This is a genomic window from Nocardia sp. X0981 (genome assembly GCF_977089955.1).
The window spans coordinates 5,116,054-5,143,051 of record NZ_OZ372435.1; the positions used below are offsets into that span (position 1 = coordinate 5,116,054).

Sequence of the window (26,998 nt, forward strand, 5' to 3'; positions counted from 1 at the left end):
TGGTTATGCGGTCTACTCTGCTGTCCCGGCGCGACCTCGAGTTCCTGCTCTACGAATGGCTCGACGTCGAGAACCTGACCCGGCGGTCCCGCTATGCCGAGCATTCGCGCGAAACGTTCGACGCCGTACTCGAGCTGAGCGAACAGCTGGCCACCCGGTACTTCGCCACCCACAACAAACTCAACGACACCCACGAACCCACCTTCGACGGTGACACGGTCACCATCATCCCGGAGGTGCGGGCCGCTCTGACGGCGTTCGCCGAGGCGGGAATGGTCGGCGCGACCATGGACGCCGAACTCGGCGGCGCGCAACTACCGGCGGCGGTCGCCCAGGCGGCGTTCGCCTGGTTCCACGCCGCCAACCCCGGCACCAGCGCCTATCCGCTGCTCACCATCGGTAACGCCAATCTGCTCATCGCCCACGCCGGCGAGGAACTGGTACGGCGTTTCGTCCCGCCGATGCTGGCGGGCCGGTTCTTCGGCACCATGTGCCTGTCCGAACCCCAGGCCGGTTCCTCGCTCGCCGATATCGTCACCCGCGCCGAACCCCGGCCCGACGGCACCTACCGGATCTTCGGCACCAAGATGTGGATATCCGGCGGCGATCACGAACTGGGCGAGAACATCGTGCACCTGGTGCTCGCCAAGATCCCCGGCGGCCCGGCCGGCACCAAAGGTATCTCGCTGTTCGTGGTGCCCCGCTACCTCGTCGGTGACGACGGTTCCCGCGGCGAACGCAACGATGTGGCACTGGCGGGACTCAATCACAAGATGGGTTTCCGCGGCACCGTCAATACGGTCCTCAATTTCGGCGAGGGCCGGTGGACCCCGCAAGGCGCTCCCGGTGCGATCGGTTACCTGGTCGGTGAACCACACCACGGCCTGAAATACATGTTCCACATGATGAACGAGGCCCGCAGCGGGGTGGGGCTGGTCGCCGCGGCCCTCGGCTACACCGGTTACCTCGAATCGCTGGACTACGCCCGCAACCGCCCGCAGGGCCGTACCAAAGGCGCCGCCGACCCGGCCGCACCGCAACGGCCCATCATCGAGCACGCGGACGTGAAGCGGATGCTGCTCGCACAGAAGAGTTACGCCGAGGGAGGTTTGGCCCTGGTCCTGTACTGCGCCCGGCTGATCGACGAACAGCGCACCGCCGGGTCCGCGGACGAACGGCGCACCCTCACCCTGCTCCTGGATATCCTCACGCCGATCGCCAAGAGCTGGCCCGCGCAGTGGTGCCTGGCCGCCAACGATCTCGCCATCCAGGTGCTGGGCGGCTACGGCTACACCCGTGAATACAACGTGGAACAGCACTATCGGGACAATCGCCTCAACCCGATCCACGAGGGTACCCACGGGATCCAGGGTCTGGACCTGCTGGGCCGCAAGGTGACCCAGCACTCCGGTGCGAGCCTGCGCGAACTCGACACCCGGATCCGCGCGACCCTGACCACTGCCCGGGACATCGGCGGGGAGACCGCCGAACTCGCCGATGACCTGGACAAATCCTGGACCCGCCTGGTCACGGTCACCGGTCACCTGTTCGCGACCGGTGATATCGAGGTCGCGCTCGCCAACAGCTCGGTCTATCTGGAGGCCTTCGGCCATCACGTGGTGGCCTGGATCTGGCTGCAACAGGCAGTCGCCGCGCAGGGCCACCCGGGCGATTTCTACGACGGCAAACGCCATGCGGCCCGCTACTTCTTCCGTCACGAACTTCCCCGTACGGGCCCGCAACTCGACCTCCTCGCCGACCTCGACACCACCATCGTCGATATGCGGGAGGACTGGTTCTGACCCCATCCGCCAGCGCGGAATCCATCCACGGCGGCGGCCGATCGCGGATCACCGGCCGCCCCGCAGGCGGGTTCCGCGCTCAGCGCGCCGGCACGTCCGCGGTGGCAGCGCGCAGCACCGCGGCCGCCGCGCACAGCCGCGCCCACCTGGCCGCCATCAAGGAGGCGTTCCTATGAGCACACCGGTCCTCGAGCTCACCGACGTCACCCTCCGGCGCGACGGCAACCGGATCATCGACGGCATCTCACTGACCGTCCACGCCGGCGAGCACTGGGCCCTGCTCGGCCCCAACGGCGCAGGTAAGAGCACACTGCTCGGCTTCTGCGGGGCACTCACCCATCCCACCACCGGTACGGTGCGGGTCCTCGGGGAACGACTGGGTCGCGTCGAACTGCAGAAACTGCGCCGCTCGATCGGGCATGTCGATCCACGGCATCCGTTACGAAATCCCTTGCCGGTACGCGATGTCGTCCTCACCGGCCTCACCGGGACGGTCGATATACCGATGCGCTGGATTCCGAGCGCCGAGCAGATCGCCGCCGCGACAGCCGCGCTCGACGCCGTGGGGATGGCGGCCAAAGCGGAGCGGGCCTGGCCCACTCTCTCGCAGGGCGAGCGGGGCCGCACCCTGATCGCACGGGCGCTGATCACCGCCCCGCGTCTGCTCCTGCTGGACGAGCCGACCACCGGTCTGGACGTGGCCGCCCGGGAACAGTTGTTGCACACCATCGACGCCCTGGACCGCACCCATCCCGGTCTCGCCTCGGTCCTGGTGACCCACCACCTCGAGGAACTACCGACCACGACCACGCATGCGCTGCTGATCGCCGAGGGTCGCACCGTTACGGTGGGAACCGCCGCCGAAACCATCACCACGGAGCATATTTCTGCGGCCTTCGACCATCCGGTGCGGGTCGAACGCCGGGGCGGTCGCTGGTCCGCGCGATCGCCGGTGGCCCAGTCGGCCTGAGCCGCTCTACACTCGATACCCTGCCGTGGGCCCGTAATCACTTTAGATACACAAGTAATTGCGTGTACCATAACGTGGTGACAACCACCGTGGGCCGCACCTCCAGACCACCCGGCCGCCCGGCCTCGGCCACCCGGGAAGAAGTCGTCGCCCTGGCGCGGCAGTCCTTCCTGGCCGGGGAGCGGGTGGATGTCCAGGCGATCGCCGCGCGGCTCAAACTGAGCCGCGCCTCCGTCTACCGCTGGTTCGGCTCCCGCGACGGAGTACTCGGAGCGGTGCTGGCCGGAGAATTCGAATCGCTCATCGAACGTGCGGACGCCCGCCGGCGCGATTCGGGCGCCCGGCGCATTCTGAGCGTCCTCGACCGGGTGAACCGGTGGATGGCGGGCAACGAACCGTTCCGGCAGTACTTCGAGAACGAACCCCTGGCCGGGCTGCGTATCCTCACCGCCAGCGACGGCCCGGTCCAACCCCGGATCCTGCTGGCGGTGGAACAGCTCATCACCCGCGCCGAGGAGCAGGACGGCTACGTACCCCAGCTGGAACGATCGCTGCTCGCGTACTCACTGGTGCGGCTCGGTGAAGCGTTCCTCTACCAGGACAATGTCACCGGATTACGGGGCGATGTGGACCGCCTGCACCAGGTACAGGCAGCACTGCTGGGGCTCGATCTGCCACACGAGTAACCGGCGGTATCCGATACGGCCCGGAAAGGACCCACGATGACGGAGGCCGCCGGCGTGGTACTCGCCGCCGGAGCCGGGCGGCGGTTCGGCCGCCCCAAGGCCGAAGTGCGATACGCCGGTGAGCGATTGGTCGACCGCGCGGTACGGCTGTTGCAGGCGGGAGGATGCGCACGAGTGATCGTGGTCTCCGGCGCCGTGACCTTACGGGTGGACGGCGCTGTGGTGGTACACAATCCGAAATGGCCGACCGGAATGGGTTCGTCACTGACCACCGGACTGCGCGCCGTACACGAATCCGTGGCTGTGGTCGTCCCGGTGGATATGCCGTGGCTCGGCGCCGGCTCCGTCCACCGGCTCCGGCACTGCGGCGCGCGCCTGGCGGTGGCCACCTACCGGAACCGGCCCGGACACCCGGTACTCCTGGGCGCCGAGTACTTCGCGGCGGTCGCGGCCGAGGCGATCGGCGATATCGGGGCCCGGCGCTTCCTCGCCGCCCGTCCCGGACTCGTTCGGTATGTTCCGTGCGACGGAACCGGCTACCCCGATGATGTCGACACCCCGGAGGATCTGCGGCGACGTCCGCCGGCTCCGGATATCCCCGAACCGGGCGACGCTGCGGGATCCGGTGCGTGAATGGGCCGCCGGGTCACCGAAAGCGAACGCCCCGACCCGCCGTTTCGCAACGCGACGATTTCCGCACCGATGGCGATCGCGGTTTCCTCCGGGGTCCGGCCACCGAGTTCGAGACCGATCGGCGAACGCAGCCGGGCGAGTTCGGCATCGCCGAGCCCGGCCGCGCGCAGCCGAGCCCGGCGCTCGGCGTCGGCCCGGCGCGAACCCATCGCCCCGATATAGGCCACCGGTAGTCGCAGGGCTTCGACCAGCACCGGAATATCGAATTTCGGGTCGTGGGTGAGAACACACAGTACGGTCCGGGAATCCACCGGGGTCGCCCGTAGATAGCGCTGCGGCCAGTCGGTGATCACCTCGTCGGCCTCCGGAAGGCGCACGCTGTCGGCGAAGACCGGCCGCGCCTCGCACACCGTGACCCGATAACCCAGTAACCGCCCGACCCGGCAGAGCGCGGCGGCGAAGGTGGTGGCGCCGAAGACGATCATCCGCGGTGGCGGCACGAACGCGGAGACGAACACCTCGCGCATCGTATCGCCGCAGCCCACCGCGCACACCTCGCTCACACCTCGGTGCAGCAGGGCCCGCGCGCGGGCGAGCACCGGCTCCGGCCATCCGCGCTCACCGGCGATCACCGCCTCCGAGGTGGTCGCGAGCATCGCCCCGGTGCCGAGGTCGACGACCAGCGCGACGGGCCGGGACGGGTCCAGGACCGCCGCCACCACCGGATACTGCGCAGCGGTGACCCGTTGTACGAAAACGTCGAGTTCGCCGCCACAGGTGAGTCCAACCGCGAACACGTCCGAGTCGCTGTAGCCGAAGGTCTGCCGTACCGGGGTTCCCGAGGCCAGGGCCGCGGCGCACAATTCCCGGACGGCACCTTCGACACATCCTCCGGACAGACTTCCGCGCACCGCTCCGGCGGCGTCGACCGCCATACTCGCTCCGATCGGCAGCGGCGCGCTCCCTCGCACCCCCACCACGGTCGCCAGCGCGTAGTCCGCTCCCTCGGCATGCCATCGAAGCAGGTGCGCGGTCAGGTCACGCATGGTCCATCTCCTCACCGGTACGACCTCACGAACCGGCCGCTACGTGCGAGAATATCACTTTCGCAAAATGATATTACGATTCTTCAAATCGGCATATCCTTTATTGGCACCACGAAGAAGCCGATGCCGAACAAGTGCCCGCATCGGCGTACCGGGCGCCCGAGCCGACCGCCGAGAAGCGACGGCACGGCGCACCCCGGCGCCCGCACCATCCCGCGAACGGAGGAACGGCCGGATGGGTCGAACCAAGCTGTCCCGCAGCGCCACACCCCCCACCCCGAGGCGACGGAGCCGACGATGAGCACCACGGAGAAGGCGACAGCCGTCGGCGCCCGGGTACCCCGGATCGAAGATCCGCGCCTGCTGAGCGGCGCGGGCACCTTCGTCGACGACATCACCCGGCCCGGTATGGCGCACGCCTGCTTCGTCCGCAGCCCGTTGCCCCGGGCCCGGATCATCGGTATCGACCCCACCGAGGCCACCGCCGTCGAGGGCGTGATCGCGATCTACACCGCCGCCGATCTCGCTCCCGCGGTCCGGGAGATCTCCTACGCTCTGGACACCCCCGGATTTCCGGAGGTTCCCCGCCCACCACTGGCGGCGGGCGAGGTGCGCTTCGTCGGCGATCCCGTCGTACTGGTGGTCGCGACCGACCGCTATATCGCCGAAGACGCCGCCGAACTGGTGGTCGTCGACTACGAACCGCTCGAACCCGTGGTGGACTACGAAACGGCGGCCACCTCGGCAGAACTCGTCCACGCCGAACATCCGGGCAACTCCGCCGGCGGCCTGGCCGGGCGTGCTCCGGCGGATCTGGCGGCGGTCTTCGACGCCGCCCCGCACGTGGTGCGCCGGACCATCCATCAGCAGGCCTACGCCCCCGTACCGCTGGAAACCCGCGGTGTGGTCGCGGAATGGACCGCCTCCGCAGGCGAGATGACGGTGTGGACCTCCACCCAATCACCGCACGAGGTACGCGGCTTCTGCTCACGGCTGCTCGGAATCGACGAGCACCGGGTACGGGTGATCGTCGGCGATACCGGTGGCGGGTTCGGCCAGAAGGTGGCCCCGCAGCGGGAGGAAGCCTGCGTAATGCTCGCCGCACGCACCCTGCGGCACGCGGTGAAGTGGATCGAGGACCGGCAGGAAAGCCTGATGGCGGCGGGTATGTCCCGGCACGAACACGGCGAGGTCGCCATGGCCTTCGATGCCGACGGGCATATCCTCGCCGCCACCATCGAACATGTCCAGAACGTGGGGGCGTACCCGATTCCGTCACCGCTCACACCCTCCATCGCGGTGGGGATGCTGTTCCCCGGCCCCTACCGGGTACCCGAAGCCGGATTCAGCACCGCCTCCTACTACTCGAACACGGTGGGGCGGGTCGCCTACCGCGGACCCTGGCAGTTCGAATCGGTATCGCGCGAACTGCTGCTGGACACCGCCGCCCGCCGGCTCGGCCTGGATCCGGTGGAACTGCGCCGCCGTAATATGCTGAGCCACGCCGATATGCCGGTGGCGAACCCGAACGGCATGCCCTACTCCGATGCCTCGCCGCGGGAAACCTTCGAACAGGCGCTACGGATCCTCGACTACGACGCGTTCCGCGCCGAACAGCTGCGGGCCCGAACCGAGGGCCGGTACCTGGGCGTGGGCACCTGCACCTACGTGGAACCGACCACCGGCAGCACACCGTTCCTGAGCACCGAGGGCGCGACCATCCGGATCGCCCCGACCGGCAAGGTGAACGTCTACCTCTCCGGCGGTTCGGCCGGTAACAGCCTGGAGACCACCGCCGTACAGCTCACCGCCGACGCGCTCGGCGTCGATATCGCCGATGTACAGACCCTCCAGGGCGATACCGCGATCGCACCACAGGGCGGCGGTACCAACGGCAGCCGCTCCGGGTCCATGGCGGCCGGTGCCATCGCGCAGACCGCCGGGATACTGCGCGAACGGATCGTGGCCATCGCCGCGCACCGGCTCGGCGTGGCCGTCGAGGACGTGGAGTTCGCGCACGGCCGGGCCGGAGTCGCCGATACCGGCGACTCCCTGTCCCTGGCCGAGATAGCCCATATCGCCTACTACCAGACCGAACTGCTTCCGGCCGGTATCCCCCCGGGACTCGAGGCGACGGGGCGCCACCGGGCCGATCAGATGATGATCTGGGCCAATGCCACCCATGTGTGCACCTGCGAGGTCGATATCGACACCGGGCAGGTGACCCTGCTGCGGTTCGTCGTCAGCGAGGACGTGGGTCCGATGATCAATCCCGCCGTGGTGGAGGGTCAGATCTACGGCGGCACGGTGCAGGGTATCGGCGGCGCCCTCTACGAGCACCTCGCCTACGACGAGGACGGCAACCCCGTGGCCACCACGTTCCTGGACTATCTGCTACCGACCGCGAGCGAGGTACCCGTAATCGAAATCGGGCATATCGAAACCCCGAGTACCGGCCCGGGTGGATTCAAGGGCGTCGGGGAGGGCGGTGCCATCGGCTCGACTCCCGCGGTGCTCAACGCCGTGGCCGACGCGCTGTCACCGTTCGGCGTCGAACTCGACCGGCTGCCCCTCTCCCCCGCACGGATCGTGGCTCTGCTCGATGCCGCCCGGGTGGGCGGCGATCCGGAGGTGACCGCATGAAACCCGCCGCTTTCGACTATCACGCCCCCGCGAGCGCGGACGAAGCCGTCGCCCTGCTCGCGGAGCTGGGCGACGAGGCCAAGGTCATCGCCGGTGGGCAGAGTCTGGTGCCCATGCTGGCGCTGCGGCTCGCGGTATTCGACCATCTCGTCGATCTGCGGCGGCCGGCGGAACTGCGCGGTATCGAACCGCGCGAGGACACGGTATGGGTCGGTGCGGGTACCACCCACGCGGCGGTCGGCCGGGCCCCGGAACTCCGGCGCGATATTCCGCTGCTGCACCGGGCGACCCCGCTGATCGGCCACTTCCAGATCCGCAATCGTGGCACCATCGGCGGCGCGATCGCGCACGCCGACGCCGCCGGTGAGTACCCGGCGGTGGCCCTGACACTCGATGCCCGGATGTGCACCCTCTCCCCCCGGGGCCGGCGCACCATCCCGGCGGCGGATTACTTCACCGGCCTGTGGAGTACCGCCATGGAACCGGACGAACTGCTCACCGGTATCACCTTCCCCATATGGCGGGGCCGCACCGGTTTCGCCATCGAGGAATTCGCCCGGCGGGCCGGAGATTTCGCCATGGCCGGGGCGACGATCGCGGTCGGGCTGGACGCGGATTCCCGGATCGAGCACCTGGCCATCGGCCTGTTCGGCCTGGCCCCCACCCCCCTGCGGGCGGCCGCGATCGAATCGGAGCTGATCGGGCGCGTGGCCGCGGAGATCGATGCGAAGGAAATCGGCCGTGCCGCGACGACGGCGCTGCACGCGGTGCCCTCGGATATCCACGGGGACGCCGATTACCGGCGCCGGATCGGGGCGGTCATGGTCGCGCGGGCCTGGGCCCGTGCGGTAGAGGAGGCGAGCAATGACTGATATCGAGATCTCGGTGGTGGTCAACGGGGTACGGCGGCGGGACCGGGTACCGCCACGGCGTACTCTGGCCGACTATCTGCGGGAAACCTGCGGCCTCACCGGTACCCACCTCGGCTGTGAACACGGCGTATGCGGGGCCTGTTCGGTGTTGCTCGACGGCGCGGCGATACGCGCCTGCCTGGTCTTCGCCGTACAGGCCGACGGCGCCGAGATCACCACCGTGGAGGGCCTGGCCGGCAGTGACGGCACCCTCTCGCCGGTACAGCAGGCGTTCCGCGACCATCACGGACTCCAATGCGGTTTCTGTACACCCGGTTTCGTCGTCTCGGTCACCGCCTTCCTCCGGGACACCCCCGATCCCAGCGACGACGAGATCCGGGAGGCGTTGTCCGGCAATATCTGCCGCTGCACCGGCTACCAGGGCATCATCCGCGCCGTCCGCGACGCCGCTACCGGAACCTCCGCGACCCCGCAGGCCTGAACCGGCCGCCGAAGCCAAGGACCGTGAATGAGACTCGAGAACACCTTTCGGATCCCCGTGCCCGCCGAAGACGCCTGGTCTGTTCTGCTCGATCTGGAACGAATCGCCCCGTGTGTCCCGGGCGCCACGCTCACCTCTCGGGACGGGGACGATTTCCACGGGCGGATCAAGGTGAAACTCGGCCCGGTGGGCCTCACCTACAACGGCATCATCAAGGTCCGCTCCCAGAACGAGGATGCCAAGGTGGCCGTACTCGAGGGCAGCGGACGGGAAACCCGCGGCAACGGCACCGCGAAGGCGGTGATCACCTGCCGTCTGGTCGAGAGCGGCGGGGGGACCGACGTTTTCGTCGATACCGATCTGGCGATCACCGGTAAGCCCGCCCAATTCGGGCGCGGCGCGCTCGCCGAGGTGGCCGGGACGCTCATCGGCGCCTTCGCCGACAATCTGGCCGCGGAGATCACCGCTTGCGCGCCGGACGACGCCGCGCCGGAGACCGGTATCGCGGCCGCGCCGGCGGCGACCGCTCCTTCGGTGGGGAAGCCGATCGAGCCCCGCCGGACCGCCGAGCCCATCGATCTGATGGCGGCGGCGGGTCTGTCCGCCGACCGGCGGCTGGCTCTGGCGCTGGGCACCGCGGTCCTGGTACTCCTGCTGGTGCTCGCCCGGCAGCGCCGCGCCGGGTAGCTCGACGAGGCGCCGCTGTTCCACCGGCCGAGTATCGCCGGAACCACGGAGATCCATATATGTACGATCGTCCATGTACAAATGTACACATATGGAGGGAACGATCCATGTCACTGGTATTGCTCGGGTCGGCCATCGTCGCCGAGATCATAGGGACCAGCCTGCTCAAGGCCACCGAGGGATTCACCAGGCTCTGGCCGACCATCGCCGCGCTGACCGCCTACGCTCTGGCGTTCGTCTTTCTCGCTCGAGCCATCTCGCGGGGAATGCAGGTCGGTTTCGCGTATGCGGTCTGGTCGGGACTGGGCACCACACTGATCGTGATCGTCGGGGCGTTGTTCCTCGGTGAATCGCTGAGCGCCACCAAAATCGCGGGAGTCGCGCTGGTGGTCGCCGGAGTGGTCACCCTCAATCTGGCGGGCGCCCATTGACACCCCGCGATCCGCACCGCCGCCAGCGCATCCTCGACGCTGCGCGGGCCCTGATCGCCGAATACGGAATCGCCGGCCTCACCCACCGGCTGGTCGCCGCGGCGGCGGGAGTGCCGGTGGGGTCGACGACCTACTATTTCGCCGATCTGGATGATCTCACCGCGGCCGCGCTGGCCGACAGCGCCGAGGCCACCCGCGGCGCGCTCGCCGAATGGGCCGCGGCACTCGCCACCGCCGACGACCTTCCCACCACACTCGCGGCACTGACCGCCGAATGCCTCACCCGGCCGGAACAGATGCTCACCGTCAACGAGCTCTACCTCGCCGCCACCCGCCGGCCCGAACTGCGACCACTGGCCAGGGTGTGGTTCGAAGGGCTGATCGAGGTGCTCACCCCGCACACCGGGCCGGCCGCCGCCCGTGCCATCGCGGCGTACCTCGACGGTGCCCTGCTGCACGCCCTCGCGAGCGATTCGCCTCCGGCCGTCGCCGATCTGGCCGGCCCGATCCGCGCCCTCACCCGCGTGGAGCCGGTACCGTAGCGGCTTTCCCGGCACCCGACCGGCCCGGCTTCCACGGGGAAACCGGGCCGGCACCGGCGTCAGCCCTGCAGCAGTGCGTTCATCTGCTGTATTTCGCCCTGCTGGCTGTCGATGATCTGCTGCGCCAGAGCCCGGGCCGCCGGGTCGGTCCCCTCGGCCAGTTCCGTACGGGCCATCTGCACCGCGCCTTCGTGGTGAGCGACCATCATCGTCAACCACATCCGGTCGAATTCGGCACCCCGGGCGTCCGCGAGCCGGGTCATCTGCTCCGCGGTCATCATCCCGGGCATATCGCCGTGGTGCGCGTGCCCGGCCTCCTCGGGCACCGGGGCGCCCCAGCCCTGCAACCATCCGGTCATGGTGGCGATCTCCGGATCCTGTGCCTGCTCGATCCGCGCGGCGAGGTCGATCACCGCCGGGTCCGCCGCACGCGACGGCGCCAGTTCGGCCATCTGCACAGCCTGCCGATGATGCGGGATCATTTCCTGGGCGAAGCGGATATCCGCTTCGTTGTGCGCGGCCGCGGGAGCGGGAGACACCGGCCCGGCCGATACGGTTGCCGCCGGATGCCCCTCGTGCGTGCCGGGGTCGTCACCGCAACCGGTGAGGACGACAGCCGAGGCGAGAACCGCCACAGCGGTCCGCGTGCCGAGTGTGCTGATCATGTTGTGCTCCTGGAAGTTCGGGTCCGGTACGGGAGACGATGCGCGCCGCGATCCGGGAACTGCCGGATCCGGCGGGCGTCGATCACAGTCGCGACACACCCAGGACGGCCAAGCGCCGCGCATGCGAAGGCGGCGGGGGCCGGGCGAAAGGTGATACCCCGCGGCCCGCACGGGATGCGGGAGCCGCTGCGGGCAGTCGGCCCCCGAATGCGCACAGTGTCAGGGCGACACCTACCACGGCGGTCAGGATCGCCAGGCACAGATGGAGCAGCTCGTGTCCGCTGTGCCCGCCCATGGGATCGTCACGCTCCCCGGTGACCGGGCGCGTATCGAAGCAGCAGAGCGCGCCGGCCCGGTTACCCGACTCCTCGGCCTGCGCGCCATCGCTCGCCGGAGTCACCGTCATATGAGGGCGGGTCGCCGCGTGAGGAGCGTCGCCCGGGAGTTCACCGAGCAGATGGTGCATGCCCGCGACGGCCACCGCCAGGACGACCAGCAGCAACGAACGCGTCAGCGTTGCCGGGAGACCGGAGCGCACGGAAGCGAATGTAGCACTCACCCGCCGGAGCGCCGTGCCCACGTACGGCCGGGGACCGCCGGCACACCGCAGCGGAGGCTCCGGTGCCGCCCCGGCCGCACGCCGGTACGGATGGGCAGCGCGCGGATCAGCCCATGATCGCGTTCATGATGGTTCCCGCGCTGGTGGCCACCGTACCGCCGAGCATGGCACCGGCGATCTGCTTGGGAGCCGTGAGCGTGCCGCCGTTCCATTTCTCCCAGGCGAACTTACCGCCCCCGAAAACGATGGAGGTGACGCCGGACAGCAGGACGAACCAGGTGAGGTATCGGGTCATCTGCGTGATCTTGTCCGACAGTGGCGGTGCCTCCGGGCTGGGATCGCCGAGCTGGGCGAGCACCGCGTAGCTGTCGTGCAGCGCCGGAAGGCCGTCGTGCAGTGCAGTGAGAATCATGCTCATCGTGGTCGTGCCCCTCTCGGATGCCGGTATTTCCGGTGCGGACCAATGCCGATTCCGTAAAGCCGAACCCGACCGGTTATTGAAGCGCAATCGCCGCCGCTGTGGGGGGAGACTCACCGAATTGATATGGTCGGCCGCCGAAACGACGGCGTGTCGCCGAGGCGACACGCCAATTCACCGCTCCCCAGCATCCACCCGGCATACGGATCGAGCACTCCGGCAGGCGGGAGTATCCCCGGTCACCGCTTCGTCACAACTCGTCATCGACTCCGTGCCCCGGCGCGGCCTCGGCCGGATCGGCGGTGGATTCCGGATCACCATGGACGCGCCGGAATTCCGCGCCGTAGTCGCGAATCGGCACGGTCTCGGCCACGGCGGGGTACCGGTTTCGACGGTTACTACCTGAGTCCCGGATTCGGCGGTCGCGTCGCCGGGAGCAGTTCCGAATGCGTTGTGGGAGATCGCCGAAACGCTGATTCCGAAGTTCGCTGCGCGTCGACAGGGTGGTGGGACGGCGCCGGTCGATGACCGTGCGGTGTTGGTCGCGATCGTGTTCGTGTTGACCAGTGGGTGTGCGCGGCGGCATTGCCGCCGGCGTTCGGGGTGAGCGTGCCGACGGCGCACCGGCTGTCGACAATAGCCGCCATATCTGTGCGGTTTTTCTGCGTTCGTAAGCGGTCCCCGAATGGTATCGGCAGATGTCTACAACGCGTATCGGAGGATGCCCGCGATCTGCGCGTCGCCGGGCAGGTCGGCGGCGCGCACCGCCAGGACGCGACCGTCCGTGAGCAGGACACGGCGGCTGATCTCGTCCAGGATGCCGGGGGCGTCGGTGGCGGCCGGTTCGTCGAACGTGACCGCGCCGTCGGCGGACACCGAGCCGGGAACCGACGCGTCCATATCGACGAGCAGCGTGTCGACGGCTCCCGCCGATGCCGCTCTGGCGAGATCGGAAACATCCGTGGCGGCCCGCCCCTCGCCGCGGCGCTGGTTCAGCAACTCGATGAGCTCGGCCAGTTGCATGGCGTAATGGCGGTCCAGGATTTCCCGGGAGCGGTCGGCGAGCTCTTGGTCCGAGGTGTGTTCCGGGTTGCCGGGGATACTCTCCTCGAGCAAGTTGTCGTAGCTGTTCACCGAACGGAACAGGGAGTCGATCGGTTCGGTGGCGGCGAGGATCAACGGGACGTGGCGGCCGGCCAGGAAGTCACGCAGTTCGGTGTCGATAGCGCGGGCGTACTGGCGGAGGCGCATTTTGCGGCCTTCGTCGCCTTGCACACGGCGTTTCGGTGCGCGGTCGCCGAGGCTCGCGCTGCCCGCGTAGTCGGCCGCGCTCGTCGGTAGACCGGGTATCCGCACCGTGTACGCCGGTTTGTCGGCGGTGACCTCCACCAGCCGTACGCCGCCCTCGGCGAGAGCGAGGACGAACGCGGACTGCGGGAAGGTCACCGCTCGAAGGAGTCGTTTGAGATAGAAGCGGTCGCCCACCGTCTCGGAGGCGTTCAACTGGTTGGGCACCCGATAGGTGCGGATACGCGTCGGCGTGGCGAGGGCGACCAGGGTCCGCGACTGGTATCGCCAGAACTCGGCGTCGTCGATATGGGCGTCGAACTCCTCTTCCAGCATCGCGCGCACTTCGGGGTCGGTGACGTGGTCGAGCGCACGCCGGACCTGGTTCCAGAATGCGATGCGGTTCCGGTCGGAATCGGCGGAATCCGGCTCGGTGGGGGTGTAGATCGAAACGCACCAGTCGTCGGTCACGGCCGCGAGCGCTTCGATCTCGCCGCGGGTCGGGATATCGGTGTGCAGCATCAAATCCTCCACATCTGTCGGTCGGCTCGGCACGCCGATATCCGGGGGAATCGTGTCGGTATCTCGGCGGCGGTTCGCGGGCTCGCCCTCGAACGGTTGCTCGACGAACGTTCGATCGTGGCTCGGGACTGTGTCGGCATCTACTCGGCGGAGTTCATTACATCACAGGGCGGCGGGCCGCCGACCTGCGACGACACGCTACCCGACCGGGACGCGCTGCCGGCCACGGCGCTGCTCACCCACGGACTCACAGCGTCCGATCCGTTCGAGCTTCCCGCCGACCTCGGCGACGACCCACCGGCGGCGTTGCTGCTGGCGCTGGCCGAGCGCCCCGGCACCGAACCCGCCCGCGTGCGAGCCATGACAATGGCCGGGCTCCTGCCCGTCGTGACCGAGATGATCCGCCCGCCGGACATCGAGCGCCAGGAAGTGTTCGACACCTACGTACGGCAGCACGCGGTGCTGCTGCGACCGGGAGAGACGACGGACCAACTCACCGGACATACCCCAACCCGCCCTCCGACCGCCGCAGCACATCGGGGAACGCCCCGAAGCGAGGTACCAGATCACCGCCGGGTCCGGCGACTCATCAGCCCAGGTCAGACCCGGCTAACCGCCCAACGCTACTGACATCCCGTGTCGCCTGCTGCTGATACAGCTGTCGTATCCGCAAGTCAGATCACTGACATCTTCGTGTCACCTCGTATGCGGAAGCGCTGCTGGGACTCGAAGCGCTCGAGGCCGACATCAAGAGGCCATAAGCGCGTGCCTCGAGTCCTCGAACCTCAGGATGTGCACAGGACTTCGGACATCAGTGCCGTCGACTTCGACCATCGACGGCGGCGATTCGCTACCGGATACGTGACTCACCAGGTGAGGACTGGTTTGACGACCGCCCCGGCATGCTGCTGGGCGAGCGCCTTCTCGATATCGGTGTGCGGGAAAGGGGTCACCAGCCGGTCCACCGGAAGCAGGCCCCGGGCGTGCAGATCGATCAGGTGCGGAATGAAAGTGACCGGTTCCGCGTCGCCTTCGAGGCACCCCCGGATCGTCTTGCCGTGCAGCACCATATCCCGCACATCGATCGGCGGAACCCCCGCGCCCAGACCGACCGCGACAACCGTCGCGCCGGTGCCGAGCGCCGCGAAGGCATCCGCCAGAACCGCCGGAATACCCGTGGTGTCCAGCGCGTGGGTGGCGCCTCCGCCGGTGATCTCCCGGATCGCGCCGACGGTATCGCCCTGCGCCGGGTCCAGCACCTCGTCCGCGCCCAGCTCCCGGGCCAGTGTCCGCCGGGCCACGGAGGTCTCCACCACCACGGTCCGCACCCCGCCGATCGTCCGCGCGGCCAGCAGGGCCGCCGAGCCGACCGCACCCGCCCCGTAGATCGCCAGCCACGAGCCGTCCCGCGGACGGAGCGCGTTCAGTACCGCGCCTGCCCCGGTCTGGAATCCGCAGCCGAAAGCCGCCGCGACGACCGGATCGGCCGTGGGATCGACCACGACCGTATTGTCCGCGGTGGCCAGCGCGTAACCCGCGAAACTGGACTGGCCGAAGAACCCGTCCCGTACCGGGACGCCCCCGGCGGTAACGCGCGGGGAGCCGTCGGACCGCCGCCCGAAATGATTGAGCGCGGTGGAGTTACGGCAGTAGGCCGGGCGTCCGGTGCCGCAGTTCACGCAGGCGCCACAGTGCCGGAAGGTCAGTACGACATGGTCGCCGGGCGCGATCGAGGTGACCGCCGGCCCGACCGCTGCCACGACCCCGGCGCCTTCGTGGCCGAGCAACACCGGCCGGTCGGCTTTTCCCAGCGGCCGGTTGACCAGATCGGTATGACAGATACCGGCGGCGGCGATGCGCACCAGGATCTCATCGTCACGGGGGGCGTCGATTTCCACCGGCTCCACCGAGAACGGCGCCGCGGGATCGCGCGACAGGACCGCGGTCGTACGGATCGTCACACCCGCTCCAGCAGGAAATAGAAGTACCGACCGTCGGCGAGGACGAGTTCGGGCCGTCCGTTCATGATGCCCATCAGGGTGGTCTCGTCGAGCCATTTGAAATGGTCGAACACGGCCCGCCCGTCGTAGACCATCGTCGCGGTGACCTCACCGCGGAACTCGATGTTCCACAGGGTGGCCTCCCCCTGGCCCAGTTCGACATCGGAGAACAGCGTGCCGTCCTCGGCCCGGCAGATCAATGGTTTGGCGTCGTCCAGCGCATGGAAGGTTTTGCCGTACCACCGGCTCCTGGGCAGCGCCCGGCACAGCGGATGCCCCGTCTGGAATGCGTCCCCCCGCCATTCGCCGAGGATCTCCTCGGCGCGGGCGGGCCGCGACCGCGCCCACAGATCGTCGAGCTCCTCGACCGAAACACCCTCGGTCAGCTCCCGCAACTGCTGCCACCGTGGTTTGTCCGCGCTCATATCCGTCCCCTCGACTCGGCGAACCGTTTGGTTCGGCAACGACCTTAGTTCCGAACCATCCGGTTCGGCAAGATAGGATTCGCCCATGCGCGCGGCAGGTCAGGCAACCCGGGAACGGATTCTCGCGGCGGCCAAGGCCGAATTCGCCGAATACGGCACGGCGGGCGCCCGGATCAACCGCATCGCCGCCGCCGCCCACGCCAGCAAAGATCGCCTCTACGCGTATTTCCCCGGCAAATCCGAGCTCTACGCGGCGGTCACCGAACAATGGACCGCGCAGACGACAGCGGAGACGGCGCTGTGCGCCGAGGATCTCCCCGGCTACGTCGGCCGGCTCTTCGACCATTTCCGGGAACATCCGGACAACGCGCGCCTCCAGGCCTGGGCAGATCTGGAACCGGCCGACGAACGGATCACCCAGGTGCTGCGCCGCACCGTCGACCCCAAATTGGCGGAGATACGCCGCGGTCAGCGCGAAGGGACGATCACAGACGAGATCGCGGCACCGACGCTGCTCCGTATGCTCACCGAACTGGCCCGCACCACCGCGGTCCACGCCGGTCGGAGTTCACCCGAACGGATCGCCGCCCATCGCGCGGCCGTGGTCCTCGCCGCCGAACGCCTCGTCGGGCACACACCGGGTGACATCCCGCGGTCTCAGGTGGTCCGGGACCACCCCTCGGCGTCCGGTGCGTCACCGTAGACCACGAGCCAGATCGATCGGCCCAGCGCGGCCGCCAGTTGCGCGTCGCTGATCCCGGTGCGCATCGCGAATACGGTGGTGATGGAACGTTCCACCATGGCCGCCAGCACCAGCGCGGTCGCGGCGGGATCGAGATCGGCGGCGACCCGGCCGGCGGCCCGGTCGGCCTCGAGGCGAGCTCGCACGAGATCGACGAAGGTGGCGACCCTGGCCCGCCAGTACGCGCCGACATCCCGGTCGTAGGTGGCGACCTCGCTCAGCGCCAGCAGCAGGTACCGATGCCGCCGGAAACCCGCGATCATGGCACTCATCGCCCGCCGCACACCCGGTTCCCGATCGGTGTGCTCGGCACCCCACCAACGTTCGGCGGCACCGAACAGATCGGCGGTGGCCAGCTCCGCCATCCGGATGAGCAGCTGACTCTTGTCCGGGAAATACCGGTAGAAGGTGGACCGCGCCACCTCGGCGGCGCTCGCGATCCGCTGAACCGCGATCTCGGTGAACGGAGTGCCGTCGGCCAGCAGTTCCTCCACCGCCCGCAACACCCGCTGTTCGAATTCGGCGCGGCGGTCCTCGTCCTGTCTGCGGACCGGCCGGGGCACGCGGGTCAGCGAAGGCATCCGGCATCCGCCGTATCGATCCGCCGGTGCAGTGGGTATCGACTCCCGAGATCCATGTGCCCATTGTGCCCGTCCGCGTCGGAACAGACGGTTGCCGTGCGATCCGGCCTCGATACGACCGCAGCCGCACCCGGAGACGTGGCGGTGCGGGGTATCGGCGCCGAAAACTGTGCGGGACAGGGACACTCAGGCGGTTGACAAGCTCCCCGACGAACCGGACCATCAATCGGACATACTGTCCGAGACTCAGTGACCGAGGCGGTCCCCATGGCTGACTCCCCCCGTATGGTCGAAGAAGCCGATGCCGTGGTGGTCGGTACCCGTTGCGCCGGGTCGGCCGCGGCCGCCACCCTGGCTCGTGCGGGACGACGGGTCATCGCACTGGACAGCGCGCGGTTCCCCTCCGACACCCTCTCCACCCATCTGCTCTGGCCGTCCGGCGTCGCCGAACTGTCCCGGCTGGGGGCGCTCGACGCCGTCACCGCCCTGGGTGCCCCGGAACTGACCCACGCCTTCGCGGCCGGCGCGGGGTACACCATCGCCACCCCGTTCCCCCAGGTGGACGGTATCGACTACACCCTCTGTGTCCGCCGGACCGGGCTCGATCACGCCCTCGTACGCACCGCCGTCGCCGCGGGTGCCGAAGTCCGGCAGCGGCACCGCGTGACCGAACTCGTCTGGGACGGCGATCGCTGCACCGGGGTGCGCTACACCGGCCCCGACGATCGTGGCGGCGAGATCCGCGCGCCGCTGGTCATCGGGGCGGACGGCCGACGCAGTACGGTGGCCCGGCTGGCGGGCGTCCAGACCCCTTATGAAATCGCGCCCAGCGGACGGGATTGCTTTTTCGCCTACTGGCGCGACAACTCCGCCGAATGGCGCGCGACCGCCGCGCAGTGGCGCGAAGGCTCCGACCTCGGTACGGCCTTCCCCTGCGACGACGGCTTGCTGCTGTGCCTGGTCCAGCCGCCCGCCGATACGTCCGCGCTACGCCCCGGCGATGCCGAACGGCGCTACGCCGCGGCACTCGACCGGATCCCGCCGCTGCGCGCCCGGCTGCACGGCTGCGAACAGGTGGGGCGGGTCCGGGCCGTCACCGGACTCGCCTCCTACTTCCGGCGTTCCAGCGGACGGGGCTGGGCTCTTCCCGGCGATTCGGGCCATTTCAAGGACCCGGTGACCGCCCAGGGAATCCGCGACGCCCTGCACTACGGCCGCCGCCTGGCGGAGGTGGCCGTCCCCGTACTGCACGACCCCGCGGCGCTGGATCGGGCTCTCGCCGGATGGGAGCAGCAGCGGGTCCGGGAATGCCGGGAAATCTTCCACTGGACCAACCGGCTCGCCCGCGGTACCGCCCTGAGCCCGCTCGAGGTCGAGCTGTACCGGACCGCCACCCACGATCCGGAGCTCGCCGCACTCACCATCGAGATCTTCTCCCGTACCCGGCGCCCCGCCGAGCTGTACACCCCGCCCCGGATGGCACGGCTGACCGCCGGAGCGCTGTGGCACCACCGGCGTGATCCGAAACCGGTACTCGCCGATCTCGGCTACGAGATCGCCACTACCGCGCGCGAATTCCACACCTCGTGCACCACATTGCGCGGCGCACCCCCCGCTGTCCCGTCCTCCACCGCTTGATCAGGAGAACCACCATGTCGGATCAGCTGTCGAAGAAGCCGGCTCCGATCGACCGCCGTACCGCCCTGCGCGGTGCGCTCGCCGGCGCCGCGCTGGTCGCGACCGGATCGGCGGCGAGCGGCACCGCCGCCGGGGATCCCGTCCGCCGCCGCACCCCCGGTCTACGCACCGGCGGCAAGAACGTCGCCGTTTTCGGCGGCGGTATGGCGGGCCTGTCCGCGGCGCACGAACTCGCCGAACGCGGTTTCCGGGTAACCGTCTACGAACCGGCCCATCTCGGTGGCAAGGCCCGCAGTATGGGCGTCCCGGGCACCGGCACAGGCGGTCGGGCCGATCTTCCCGGTGAGCACGGGTTCCGGTTCTTCCCCGGCTGCTATCAGAACATTCCCGACACCATGCGCCGGATCCCCTTCCCCGGTAATCCGAACGGTGTCCTGGACAATCTGATCCGCGTCCAGGGCACAGTGGCCGGTTTCCGGGACCGGCCACCCATTTTCGCGCCGGTGGAGGTGGGCGCGCTCGACCAGCTGACTCCGGAACGTTTGCAGAACAACATCATCGGCGCGTTCGGGTTCATACCCGAACTGCCGCCGCACGAACTGGCCTTCTTCGCCAAACAGATGCTCATGTGGTTCACCTCGAGCACCGAGCGGCGATTCGGGCAGTGGGAATACCTGACCTGGGAACAGATCATGCACGCCGAGGGGAAATCCGAGGCCTACCGGGCGTATCTGGTCAATGCGCTCACCCGGATCACCGTCGCCGCCAAACCGCATCTGAGCTCGGCCCGCACCATCGGAACCATCGGAGAAGCCCTCGTGCTGGCGGGCACCGGGCTCATCCCGGAATTCTCCGGCGGAGTGGACCGGATCCTGAACCGCCCCACCAACGCGGCCTGGATCGACCCGTGGGTGGCGTACCTGCGATCGCGCGGGGTGCGATTCGTCATGGGGCTGCGCGCGAGCCGGCTGGTCTACGCCGGCGGGCGGATCGAGTCCGTCACCGTCACCGACGCCGCCGGCGCCGTCACTTCCGTCGTCGCCGATTACTACGTCTGCGCCATGCCGGTGGAGAAAACCGTTCCGTTGCTCGACGATCGGATCCTGACCGCCGATCCGCACCTGGCGGGTATGCGGGAGTTGCTCACCGATTGGATGGTGGGCATCCAATACTTCCTGCGCCGCCCCACCGAGATCCCCGAGGGCCATATCGCCGCCCTCGGCTCGCCCTGGGCGCTCACGGCCCTTCGGCAGGCGCCGATGTGGGTCGGTGATTTCGCCGCTCTATACGGCGACGGCACGGTGGAGGAATGCTTTTCGGTGGATATCTCCGATTGGGACACACCCGGAATACTCCATCGACGACCGGCGAAACAGTGCACCGCATCCGAGATCGCGGCAGAGGTGTGGGCCCAGCTGAAATCGTGGCTGAACACAGGTACCGGTTGGCTGCGCGACGCGGATATCCATTCCTGGCACCTCGATCCGGGCGTGAGGTGGTCCGGCGGCACCACCCACAACGAGACCCCGCTGCTGGTCAATACCGTCGGTTCCTACGATCATCGGCCGTACGCGCACTGCGCGATCCCGAACCTGTTCTTCGGCGGCGACCATGTACGCAGCCATATCGATCTGGCCACCATGGAGAGCGCCAACGAATCGGGGCGTTCCGCCGCCAACGCGATCATCGATGCCGCCGACGATCCCGCTCCGCATGCTCCGGTGTTCCCGCTGGTCGCACTTCCGGCCTTCGCGGCGGCCAAGAGAATCGACGCCGACCGTTTCCGGGCGGGGTTACCTCATATCCTGGATGCCTGAGGCGGTACCGCCGCATATCGGACGTCTTTTTCCGGCCCTCCGGAAGACAGCTTTCCGGACGGCGCGCCTTCCGGCACCGATTTCCGTGGGCCGCGACGGTGCGGCGAACCGGGAATTCCGGACAACGCGCGATTCGGCGAAAGCGTTGTCCGCCCGATCTTGTTCCGTGAGAATGGTTTCCGAGCCGAGATCCGGCTTCTTGGGGACCGTCGGTGCCCGGCGCCGGCAGAACAAGTGGGGAACATCATGAGAATCAAGCACATCGCCGCCACCACGCTGATCTCCATCGGCGCGCTCGGTATCGCGGCGGGTACGGCGCAGGCCGGTCCGCAGGCCGCTACCGAGGTAGCCGTCCGCGGCGCCGAGCAGGGGGTCGGCTATGTGGTGGCGCCGAACGAGGCGGGCACCGCCGTCGTCACCACCCTCGATACCGGAAGCTTCCGGCTCACCGCGGACGGTGCCGCGGTCGCCCTGTCCGATCCGGCGGGCCAGGTGCTCACCACGCTGCCGCTGGGGGTCACGACCGCCGACGGTACCGTACCGGTCGCTGCGGCGATCTCCGCGGACGGCCGCACGCTCACCCTCACCCCGGATGCATCCACACCGGCGGGGCAGCATATCGCCCAGCTCGTGGCCGATCCGGACACCGAGGCGCGCAAACTGCACAATGCCGGGATCGGCGCCCTGATCGGGGGCGGCATCGGGGCCGTCCTGGGCTTCTTCCTGGGCGGTGTCGGCGCCCTGATCACCATTCCCATCGGTGCGGGGGTCGGTGCCCTGATCGGCTACTCCACGCCCTGACGGCATCACCCGGTCGTGTCTCCCCGCCCGGGCGGGCACGGCCGGGTACCGCCTCGCGCGAGCGGTGATATCCGCGCGGCGAACCGGTGGCGTCCGCCCCGTTCGAGCATCCGTTTCTGTCGTACCCCCCTCGTAGAATTGTGCAGGTAGGACACAGTCGGAAGGGTATGGAGCGGCCGGCGATCGACCGCTTCCGAAACCCTCCGGCGTATCGGAACCGGGGGTTCTGTGATGAGTCGAATCGGACAGGAACAACTGCTGCCTCCGCGCCAGCACGGGACGTCGTGGCGCGAATCGGAGTACCGGGCGATCGCGGCCGACCTGCGGGCCGGTAGAGGGTTGCCCGATATCGCCGCGGAACTCGGCCGCACGCCGTCGGCGGTCCAAGCGGCCCTGCGCAACTTCATTCCACCGGAGGAGAAGGTCCGCGCGGGCGACCGGGCCGGCTGGATCCGGGACAGGCTGGCCGCCGAGCCGGAATGGGACTGGTGGGCCGTCGTCGTGGACCATCACCGGCACGGGCCCTCCGCCCTGTGGCTCACCGAGCACGAGCATATCGCCCGTAACGCGTGGCGGGAACGCACCCCGATGCCGGTACTGGCCCAGCGGCTCGGCACGGCGGAGATCGAAGTGGCCGCTTTCCTGCGCGCGCTCGGTCTCGCGGAGAACCTGGCCGAAGTCGCCGACCGGCTCGGCGCCACGCCCGGCCAGGCGCTGGCCAAAAGGGTGAACGCGGCACGGGATCAGGATCTGTCCGCGAACTGGATCCTGGTGATCGACGGCGCCGCGGGCACCGTCCGACCGCGTCGCGCTCCCATCCGCCGGCATGTCTCGGTGCACGAGAGCCGGGCGGCCGCCGAAGCCGGCCGCGACCGGGTGCTGCGCCGGCATCGGCGCACCGCCGGCGAGAGCTCCGAACCGGTGTGGTGGACGATCGCGCAGCGCGGAGTCGGCGATACGGCCGGCCGCACCTACTGCGGTGTCTTCGATCCGCGGCTCGTCGAGAGCGGGACGCGCGCCGATGAACTCGAGGTGGGTGACCGGATCCGGATCGCGGGCTCGGACGGCAGGCCGGTCGAGGCGGTGGTCGAAGCGATCGGTCAGCGCGATGATGTGGTGGTCGCCGACCTAGGCCAGGTCGGGGAGTCGCGGATGCACCAGGTGATCGAATTCGAGGCGGCCGAACGGGTGGAGGTGCTCCGGATCTCCGCGTAGCCGGCTCGGATCGGGCGTCGCCGCCTCAGGATGCCGGGCCGTCGGCCGCACGGCCCGGCATGAGCGCGGAGACGAACATCATCGCCACCGCCATGGCGGCCACCGCCACGAATACCAGATGCACCCCCTCGGCCAGCGCCGCGGGCGAGGGGGTGCCGGTATCGCCGATACGAGAATTGACCAGCGCGCCGAAGACCGCGACACCCACGGCACTACCGATGGACCTGGCGAACATGTTCGCCGAGGTGACGACGCCGCGTTCGTTCCAGGTGGCGCTGGTCTGGGCGGCGATCAGCGTCGGGGAGGCGACCAGGCCCAGCCCGAGGCCGATCACGAAACAGGTGGCCGCGATCTGCCCGACGGCCGATTCCGGCCCGATGAACAAAGTGCCCAGCGCCCCCAGTACCACCGTGACGCTACCGATGACCGCGGTCCGGCGGAAACCGATGCGCAGATACACCCGGCCCGATTGCGAGGCCGCGACCGGCCAGCCCAGGGTGAGGGCGCCGACGGTCAGGCCGCCGACGAGCGCGCTCGCGCCGAGCACGCCCTGGGCGAAAGTCGGTACATAGGTGGTGAGACCGAGTAGCAGCGCCCCGACCAGCAGGGCGATCGCGGAACTGGCGACCACCACGCGGCGGGTGAACAGCCACAACGGCAGAATCGGGCTTTCCGCCCGGCGCTCCACGTAACCGAATACCAGCAGCGCCGCGGCCCCACCGGCGAATATTCCGATACCGGTGGGTGAATCCCAGGCCCAGGACCGGCCGCCCTCGAGAAGCCCCAGGATCACCGCACCGGCACCCGAGGCCAGCAGGATCGCACCGAGATAGTCGACCCGCTGCCGCTGCCCGGGGGTGGTCTCGGTGAAATGACGTATCAGCATCCACCCGGCCCACGCGGACAGCGGCAGGTTCACCAGGAAGATCCAGCGCCAGCCCATATGGTCGGCGAACAACCCCCCGAACAGCGGGCCGGTCACCGAGGAGACCGCCCAGACCGCCGCGAGATAGCCCTGCACCCTGGCACGTTCGGCGAGGGTGTAGAGATCGCCGGCGATGGTTACGGTCATGGGCTGGATGGCGCCCGCGCCGATCCCCTGCACCGCCCGGAACACGATCAGCCACACCATGCTGCCCGCCAGACCACACAGCAGAGAGCCGAGGGCGAAAACCGCGATACCGAAGAGGATCACCGGTTTGCGTCCCACCATATCGGCGACCTTGCCGTAGGCGGGCACGGTAACGGCCTGCGCGAGAAGATAGACGGAGAACAGCCAGGGGAACTGCGCGAAGCCGCCGAGGTTCTCGGTGATGGTGAGAACGGCGGTCGCGATAATCGTCGAGTCCAGCGCGACCAGGCTCGTCGCCAGCATCAGCGCGCCGAGCACCGCGCCCCGTTCGGAGCGCAGTCCGACAGCGGCTTTCGTGGTTCCAGCCACCACCGGCCACCCCTTTCCTCGCACCGCACAGGCCAACACGCCCGCTGTCGCACGCTATTCCCGGGCCGGTCACCACCGCCCCGGATTTCTCACTCCGTGAGACGCACGACGCGGTACCGTGCTCCGGGCGGCGACCGCTCGGAGCACCGGAACCCACGGCCCGGTCCGGCCATAGCGAGTGCCACTGTGAACGGTCACAAGCTGCACGGAATCGCCCTTCGCGCTCCTCCAATCGGAGCCGCAAACCACCCCGCGGTACGAAACACGGTCGTTACTGTGGAGCCCGCAGTCTCGCCACCCAGGGGTAGAAGGAGTCAGCATGACCGTCGACGCGACCAGAACCAAGCTGACGCTATCCGGCCAGCCGATGTCCGCCCCGTTACAGGATGTCCGGCAACTCTCCCGCCGGATGGTGGGCCACTTCGTGGAGAACGTGGTCCCCTGCGGCACCCTGCCCGGTGATGCCATCTACGGTGATGTCACCACCATCACGCGGACCTGCCTCGAACTCGCGGTGAGTATGCTCGACGGACAGGACATCCCGGAGAAGACCCGCAAATTGGAGAACGCCGCCGCCGGCTGGGCGCGGGAGGGTGTGCCGATCGACACCATTCACCACGCGGTGCACGAAGGGTTCCGGCTCGGCCTGGATCTGGTGGTGTCGCAGGCCACGGTCACCGATTACTCGGCGCTGGTGGACGGGGCCAAACTCGTGGTGGAGATGCTGGACCGGATGACCGTCTGTATCTCCATGGCCTACGTCCGGGAACTACGCGCGGTGGTGAGCGAACACCATACGGCGGTGCACACCCTCACCTCGGCACTGCTGGGCGGGCACAGTACCTCCACCATGGCGCGCGAATGCGGTATCGAGATCGCGCCCGCCTATACCGTTCTGGCAGTGGCCGTTCCGGCGCATCCGGACGAGTCCGTACCCGCGCTCGACGGCAAGGTGGTGGCACGACGCAAACTGCGGCGGGTCCAGGCGGAACTGGCGACCCGCTGCGGTGAGGCGGCGCTGTCGCTGTTGAGTGTGGACGGCGGTACCGTCCTGCTGCCGGCGGAGATGTTCAGCGGGGAGAAATTGGACGAACTCGTCGCCCAGCTCTCGCGCGCCGCCCAGGTACCGATCAGCGCCGCCGTGGTGGAAGCGCCGACCGCCGAGGTACCTTCGGCCGCCGACCAGGCGCACGAACTGCTGGATATGGTCCAGCGCCTCGACTGTGTGCCGGGGTTGTACCGATTCGACGATATGGCCCTGGAATACCAGCTGACCCGTCCCGGCCCCGGACGTGAATACCTGGGTTCGCTGCTGGAACCGCTCGACGACCACCCGGAGTTGCTGGAAACGCTGCAGCGCCATATCAGTAACAACCTCAATCGGCAGCGCACCGCACGGCTCATGCATATCCACACCAACACCATCGATTACCGGCTGAAACGGGTCGCGCAGCTCACCGGGTTCGACCCCACGCAGCCCTCGGGGCTGTGGTATCTGCGTTCGGCGCTCGTCGCGCGCAGTTACCGGGCGGGCTGACGGTCACGCCGATTCCCGCCCGCCGCGCACCTGCGCGACGTACGCGCGGGAAACCGCGGTGGTGAGGGTATCGAGCACATCCACCACGAACGAGCCGTCCACCTTCTCGATCCCGGTGTCCGCGGTAGGCCCCGGGCGCGGGTCGCGGAGTCCCAGACCGTTTTTCACGCCTTCGTGCAGGGCGTGCTGGATCACCTCGAGCGGTATGCCCGCCCGGGCCCAGCGGGCAGCGGCCAGTTCGAGGCGGGCGAGCACCTGCTGCCCGGACGGATCGGAATCGTCGAGCAATGCCAGGGCAAGCCCCAGGCCCACCCGGAATGCCGTTTCGAAGTCCGCTACCGGCCGTTCCACAGCGCATACCGAGCGCGCCGACCAGAGCCGCAGCAATTCGGCGAGATCCGGTACCTCATGGCGTTCGTGGCGGCGCTCCGACTCGGGGTCGTACTGCCCGCTCGTGCACATCCGTTGTCCCTCCGCCGGCGGCCGACAATCGATATGGACAAACGTACAGTTACCCACCCGATACCCGACGGCACAACGCCAGGACTTCGGGTCGG

Annotated in this window: 28 protein-coding genes and 1 pseudogene; 18 read left to right on the top strand and 11 right to left on the bottom strand. The window is 68.8% G+C overall.

The features are described from left to right. Window positions 1-5 precede the first annotated feature (5 nt). The 4 genes from ACYR7D_RS22455 to ACYR7D_RS22470 all read left to right on the top strand — a co-directional run bounded on the left by ACYR7D_RS22455 (window position 6) and on the right by ACYR7D_RS22470 (window position 4,091). Entirely contained in the window at window positions 6-1,802 is a 1,797-nt protein-coding gene (locus ACYR7D_RS22455; RefSeq protein ID WP_459546502.1) for an acyl-CoA dehydrogenase, read from the top strand. Between the two features lie 172 nt (window positions 1,803-1,974). Beyond that, window positions 1,975-2,772, top strand: coding sequence for an ABC transporter ATP-binding protein (locus tag ACYR7D_RS22460; protein WP_459546503.1), 798 nt, complete (start codon window positions 1,975-1,977; stop codon window positions 2,770-2,772). Window positions 2,773-2,849: 77 nt separating this feature from the next. After that, the gene (locus ACYR7D_RS22465; protein ID WP_459546504.1) at window positions 2,850-3,458 is read left to right on the top strand and encodes a QsdR family transcriptional regulator; all 609 of its coding nucleotides are present in this window, start codon (window positions 2,850-2,852) and stop codon (window positions 3,456-3,458) included. Window positions 3,459-3,494: 36 nt separating this feature from the next. After that, window positions 3,495-4,091, top strand: a complete 597-nt coding sequence (locus ACYR7D_RS22470) for a nucleotidyltransferase family protein (RefSeq protein WP_459546505.1) — start codon at window positions 3,495-3,497, stop codon at window positions 4,089-4,091. Here ACYR7D_RS22470 and ACYR7D_RS22475 read toward each other — a convergent pair. Then, complete coding sequence (locus ACYR7D_RS22475) at window positions 3,995-5,137, bottom strand: XdhC family protein (protein WP_459546506.1); 1,143 nt, start codon at window positions 5,135-5,137, stop codon at window positions 3,995-3,997. The genes ACYR7D_RS22470 and ACYR7D_RS22475 overlap by 97 nt on opposite strands. 297 nt (window positions 5,138-5,434) lie before the next feature. Between ACYR7D_RS22475 and ACYR7D_RS22480 the strand changes: the two genes are divergently transcribed. The 6 genes from ACYR7D_RS22480 to ACYR7D_RS22505 all read left to right on the top strand — a co-directional run bounded on the left by ACYR7D_RS22480 (window position 5,435) and on the right by ACYR7D_RS22505 (window position 10,793). Continuing rightward, entirely contained in the window at window positions 5,435-7,780 is a 2,346-nt protein-coding gene (locus ACYR7D_RS22480) for a xanthine dehydrogenase family protein molybdopterin-binding subunit (RefSeq protein WP_459546507.1), read from the top strand. Then, window positions 7,777-8,652: an FAD binding domain-containing protein gene (locus ACYR7D_RS22485; protein ID WP_459546508.1), complete on the top strand. Its 876-nt coding sequence runs from the start codon at window positions 7,777-7,779 to the stop codon at window positions 8,650-8,652. Before ACYR7D_RS22480 ends, ACYR7D_RS22485 begins: the two co-directional genes overlap by 4 nt. Next, a complete protein-coding gene (locus ACYR7D_RS22490) occupies window positions 8,645-9,133 on the top strand; it encodes a (2Fe-2S)-binding protein (protein ID WP_459546509.1) in 489 nt (162 codons plus the stop codon). Before ACYR7D_RS22485 ends, ACYR7D_RS22490 begins: the two co-directional genes overlap by 8 nt. A 27-nt stretch (window positions 9,134-9,160) precedes the next feature. Further along, a complete protein-coding gene (locus tag ACYR7D_RS22495; protein WP_459546510.1) occupies window positions 9,161-9,820 on the top strand; it encodes an SRPBCC family protein in 660 nt (219 codons plus the stop codon). Between the two features lie 107 nt (window positions 9,821-9,927). Next, on the top strand, window positions 9,928-10,251 hold the full coding sequence (locus ACYR7D_RS22500; RefSeq protein ID WP_459546511.1) for a DMT family transporter: 324 nt from the start codon (window positions 9,928-9,930) through the stop codon (window positions 10,249-10,251). Continuing rightward, window positions 10,248-10,793 (top strand): TetR/AcrR family transcriptional regulator, encoded by a 546-nt coding sequence (locus tag ACYR7D_RS22505; protein WP_459546512.1) that lies wholly within the window; start codon window positions 10,248-10,250, stop codon window positions 10,791-10,793. The genes ACYR7D_RS22500 and ACYR7D_RS22505 overlap by 4 nt, the downstream gene beginning before the upstream one ends. Before the next feature lie 59 nt (window positions 10,794-10,852). Here the strand turns inward: ACYR7D_RS22505 and ACYR7D_RS22510 are convergent, their stop codons facing one another. The 4 genes from ACYR7D_RS22510 to ACYR7D_RS22525 all read right to left on the bottom strand — a co-directional run bounded on the left by ACYR7D_RS22510 (window position 10,853) and on the right by ACYR7D_RS22525 (window position 12,808). After that, window positions 10,853-11,458 carry a DUF305 domain-containing protein gene (locus tag ACYR7D_RS22510; RefSeq protein WP_459546513.1) on the bottom strand — a complete coding sequence of 202 codons (606 nt, stop codon included), beginning with the start codon at window positions 11,456-11,458 and terminating at the stop codon, window positions 10,853-10,855. A gap of 82 nt (window positions 11,459-11,540) precedes the next feature. After that, window positions 11,541-11,996, bottom strand: a complete 456-nt coding sequence (locus ACYR7D_RS22515; RefSeq protein WP_459546514.1) for a hypothetical protein — start codon at window positions 11,994-11,996, stop codon at window positions 11,541-11,543. 127 nt (window positions 11,997-12,123) lie between these two features. After that, window positions 12,124-12,429, bottom strand: a complete 306-nt coding sequence (locus ACYR7D_RS22520) for a hypothetical protein (protein ID WP_459546515.1) — start codon at window positions 12,427-12,429, stop codon at window positions 12,124-12,126. A gap of 256 nt (window positions 12,430-12,685) precedes the next feature. Then, window positions 12,686-12,808, bottom strand: a complete 123-nt coding sequence (locus ACYR7D_RS22525) for a hypothetical protein (RefSeq protein WP_459546516.1) — start codon at window positions 12,806-12,808, stop codon at window positions 12,686-12,688. A gap of 78 nt (window positions 12,809-12,886) precedes the next feature. On the opposite strand from ACYR7D_RS22525, the pseudogene ACYR7D_RS22530 reads away from it, so the two are divergent. Continuing rightward, window positions 12,887-13,072, top strand: a pseudogene (locus tag ACYR7D_RS22530) (transposase); the annotation flags it as partial. Window positions 13,073-13,137: 65 nt separating this feature from the next. Here the strand turns inward: ACYR7D_RS22530 and ACYR7D_RS22535 are convergent. Next, complete coding sequence (locus ACYR7D_RS22535; RefSeq protein ID WP_459546517.1) at window positions 13,138-14,244, bottom strand: baeRF11 domain-containing protein; 1,107 nt, start codon at window positions 14,242-14,244, stop codon at window positions 13,138-13,140. Here ACYR7D_RS22535 and ACYR7D_RS22540 point away from each other — a divergent pair. Continuing rightward, window positions 14,236-14,874: a hypothetical protein gene (locus tag ACYR7D_RS22540; protein WP_459546518.1), complete on the top strand. Its 639-nt coding sequence runs from the start codon at window positions 14,236-14,238 to the stop codon at window positions 14,872-14,874. The genes ACYR7D_RS22535 and ACYR7D_RS22540 overlap by 9 nt on opposite strands. Before the next feature lie 236 nt (window positions 14,875-15,110). Here ACYR7D_RS22540 and ACYR7D_RS22545 read toward each other — a convergent pair whose 3' ends face one another. Both ACYR7D_RS22545 and ACYR7D_RS22550 read right to left on the bottom strand, forming a co-directional pair. Continuing rightward, window positions 15,111-16,199 carry an NAD(P)-dependent alcohol dehydrogenase gene (locus ACYR7D_RS22545; RefSeq protein WP_459550252.1) on the bottom strand — a complete coding sequence of 363 codons (1,089 nt, stop codon included), beginning with the start codon at window positions 16,197-16,199 and terminating at the stop codon, window positions 15,111-15,113. Between the two features lie 2 nt (window positions 16,200-16,201). Continuing rightward, complete coding sequence (locus ACYR7D_RS22550) at window positions 16,202-16,669, bottom strand: DUF4334 domain-containing protein (RefSeq protein WP_459546519.1); 468 nt, start codon at window positions 16,667-16,669, stop codon at window positions 16,202-16,204. 85 nt (window positions 16,670-16,754) lie between these two features. Here ACYR7D_RS22550 and ACYR7D_RS22555 point away from each other — a divergent pair, with 85 nt between their 5' ends. Continuing rightward, a complete protein-coding gene (locus ACYR7D_RS22555) occupies window positions 16,755-17,372 on the top strand; it encodes a TetR family transcriptional regulator (protein WP_459546520.1) in 618 nt (205 codons plus the stop codon). Here ACYR7D_RS22555 and ACYR7D_RS22560 read toward each other — a convergent pair. After that, entirely contained in the window at window positions 17,327-17,992 is a 666-nt protein-coding gene (locus tag ACYR7D_RS22560; RefSeq protein WP_459546521.1) for a TetR/AcrR family transcriptional regulator, read from the bottom strand. The genes ACYR7D_RS22555 and ACYR7D_RS22560 overlap by 46 nt on opposite strands. 267 nt (window positions 17,993-18,259) lie before the next feature. Here ACYR7D_RS22560 and ACYR7D_RS22565 point away from each other — a divergent pair, with 267 nt between their 5' ends. From ACYR7D_RS22565 to ACYR7D_RS22580, 4 genes are all read left to right on the top strand, one after another. Next, window positions 18,260-19,630, top strand: coding sequence for an NAD(P)/FAD-dependent oxidoreductase (locus ACYR7D_RS22565; protein ID WP_459546522.1), 1,371 nt, complete (start codon window positions 18,260-18,262; stop codon window positions 19,628-19,630). Window positions 19,631-19,644: 14 nt separating this feature from the next. After that, window positions 19,645-21,447, top strand: a complete 1,803-nt coding sequence (locus ACYR7D_RS22570; protein ID WP_459546523.1) for a hydroxysqualene dehydroxylase — start codon at window positions 19,645-19,647, stop codon at window positions 21,445-21,447. A 246-nt stretch (window positions 21,448-21,693) separates the two neighbouring features. After that, window positions 21,694-22,248, top strand: coding sequence for a hypothetical protein (locus ACYR7D_RS22575; protein ID WP_459546524.1), 555 nt, complete (start codon window positions 21,694-21,696; stop codon window positions 22,246-22,248). Window positions 22,249-22,479: 231 nt separating this feature from the next. Further along, on the top strand, window positions 22,480-23,463 hold the full coding sequence (locus tag ACYR7D_RS22580; protein ID WP_459546525.1) for a hypothetical protein: 984 nt from the start codon (window positions 22,480-22,482) through the stop codon (window positions 23,461-23,463). Between the two features lie 25 nt (window positions 23,464-23,488). On the opposite strand, the gene ACYR7D_RS22585 is transcribed toward ACYR7D_RS22580, so the two are convergent. Continuing rightward, the gene (locus tag ACYR7D_RS22585) at window positions 23,489-24,907 is read right to left on the bottom strand and encodes an MDR family MFS transporter (RefSeq protein WP_459546526.1); all 1,419 of its coding nucleotides are present in this window, start codon (window positions 24,905-24,907) and stop codon (window positions 23,489-23,491) included. A gap of 316 nt (window positions 24,908-25,223) precedes the next feature. On the opposite strand from ACYR7D_RS22585, the gene ACYR7D_RS22590 reads away from it, so the two are divergent. Continuing rightward, a complete protein-coding gene (locus ACYR7D_RS22590) occupies window positions 25,224-26,441 on the top strand; it encodes a PucR family transcriptional regulator (RefSeq protein WP_459546527.1) in 1,218 nt (405 codons plus the stop codon). A gap of 3 nt (window positions 26,442-26,444) precedes the next feature. Here the strand turns inward: ACYR7D_RS22590 and ACYR7D_RS22595 are convergent, their stop codons facing one another. Continuing rightward, complete coding sequence (locus ACYR7D_RS22595) at window positions 26,445-26,903, bottom strand: hypothetical protein (protein WP_459546528.1); 459 nt, start codon at window positions 26,901-26,903, stop codon at window positions 26,445-26,447. Window positions 26,904-26,998 lie beyond the last annotated feature (95 nt).

Excerpts from the sequence above, each read along its gene's own strand:
- ACYR7D_RS22510 (WP_459546513.1), bottom strand. The coding sequence starts at position 11,458 with ATGATCAGCACACTCGGCACGCGGACCGCTGTGGCGGTTCTCGCCTCG.
- ACYR7D_RS22580 (WP_459546525.1), top strand. The coding sequence starts at position 22,480 with ATGAGTCGAATCGGACAGGAACAACTGCTGCCTCCGCGCCAGCACGGG.
- ACYR7D_RS22520 (WP_459546515.1), bottom strand. The coding sequence starts at position 12,429 with ATGATTCTCACTGCACTGCACGACGGCCTTCCGGCGCTGCACGACAGC.
- ACYR7D_RS22495 (WP_459546510.1), top strand. The coding sequence starts at position 9,161 with ATGAGACTCGAGAACACCTTTCGGATCCCCGTGCCCGCCGAAGACGCC.
- ACYR7D_RS22455 (WP_459546502.1), top strand. The coding sequence starts at position 6 with ATGCGGTCTACTCTGCTGTCCCGGCGCGACCTCGAGTTCCTGCTCTAC.
- ACYR7D_RS22555 (WP_459546520.1), top strand. The coding sequence starts at position 16,755 with ATGCGCGCGGCAGGTCAGGCAACCCGGGAACGGATTCTCGCGGCGGCC.
- ACYR7D_RS22500 (WP_459546511.1), top strand. The coding sequence starts at position 9,928 with ATGTCACTGGTATTGCTCGGGTCGGCCATCGTCGCCGAGATCATAGGG.
- ACYR7D_RS22480 (WP_459546507.1), top strand. The coding sequence starts at position 5,435 with ATGAGCACCACGGAGAAGGCGACAGCCGTCGGCGCCCGGGTACCCCGG.
- ACYR7D_RS22535 (WP_459546517.1), bottom strand. The coding sequence starts at position 14,244 with ATGCTGCACACCGATATCCCGACCCGCGGCGAGATCGAAGCGCTCGCG.
- ACYR7D_RS22590 (WP_459546527.1), top strand. The coding sequence starts at position 25,224 with ATGACCGTCGACGCGACCAGAACCAAGCTGACGCTATCCGGCCAGCCG.
- ACYR7D_RS22470 (WP_459546505.1), top strand. The coding sequence starts at position 3,495 with ATGACGGAGGCCGCCGGCGTGGTACTCGCCGCCGGAGCCGGGCGGCGG.
- ACYR7D_RS22575 (WP_459546524.1), top strand. The coding sequence starts at position 21,694 with ATGAGAATCAAGCACATCGCCGCCACCACGCTGATCTCCATCGGCGCG.
- ACYR7D_RS22490 (WP_459546509.1), top strand. The coding sequence starts at position 8,645 with ATGACTGATATCGAGATCTCGGTGGTGGTCAACGGGGTACGGCGGCGG.
- ACYR7D_RS22460 (WP_459546503.1), top strand. The coding sequence starts at position 1,975 with ATGAGCACACCGGTCCTCGAGCTCACCGACGTCACCCTCCGGCGCGAC.
- ACYR7D_RS22475 (WP_459546506.1), bottom strand. The coding sequence starts at position 5,137 with ATGCGTGACCTGACCGCGCACCTGCTTCGATGGCATGCCGAGGGAGCG.
- ACYR7D_RS22560 (WP_459546521.1), bottom strand. The coding sequence starts at position 17,992 with ATGCCTTCGCTGACCCGCGTGCCCCGGCCGGTCCGCAGACAGGACGAG.
- ACYR7D_RS22485 (WP_459546508.1), top strand. The coding sequence starts at position 7,777 with ATGAAACCCGCCGCTTTCGACTATCACGCCCCCGCGAGCGCGGACGAA.
- ACYR7D_RS22565 (WP_459546522.1), top strand. The coding sequence starts at position 18,260 with ATGGCTGACTCCCCCCGTATGGTCGAAGAAGCCGATGCCGTGGTGGTC.
- ACYR7D_RS22595 (WP_459546528.1), bottom strand. The coding sequence starts at position 26,903 with ATGTGCACGAGCGGGCAGTACGACCCCGAGTCGGAGCGCCGCCACGAA.
- ACYR7D_RS22570 (WP_459546523.1), top strand. The coding sequence starts at position 19,645 with ATGTCGGATCAGCTGTCGAAGAAGCCGGCTCCGATCGACCGCCGTACC.
- ACYR7D_RS22550 (WP_459546519.1), bottom strand. The coding sequence starts at position 16,669 with ATGAGCGCGGACAAACCACGGTGGCAGCAGTTGCGGGAGCTGACCGAG.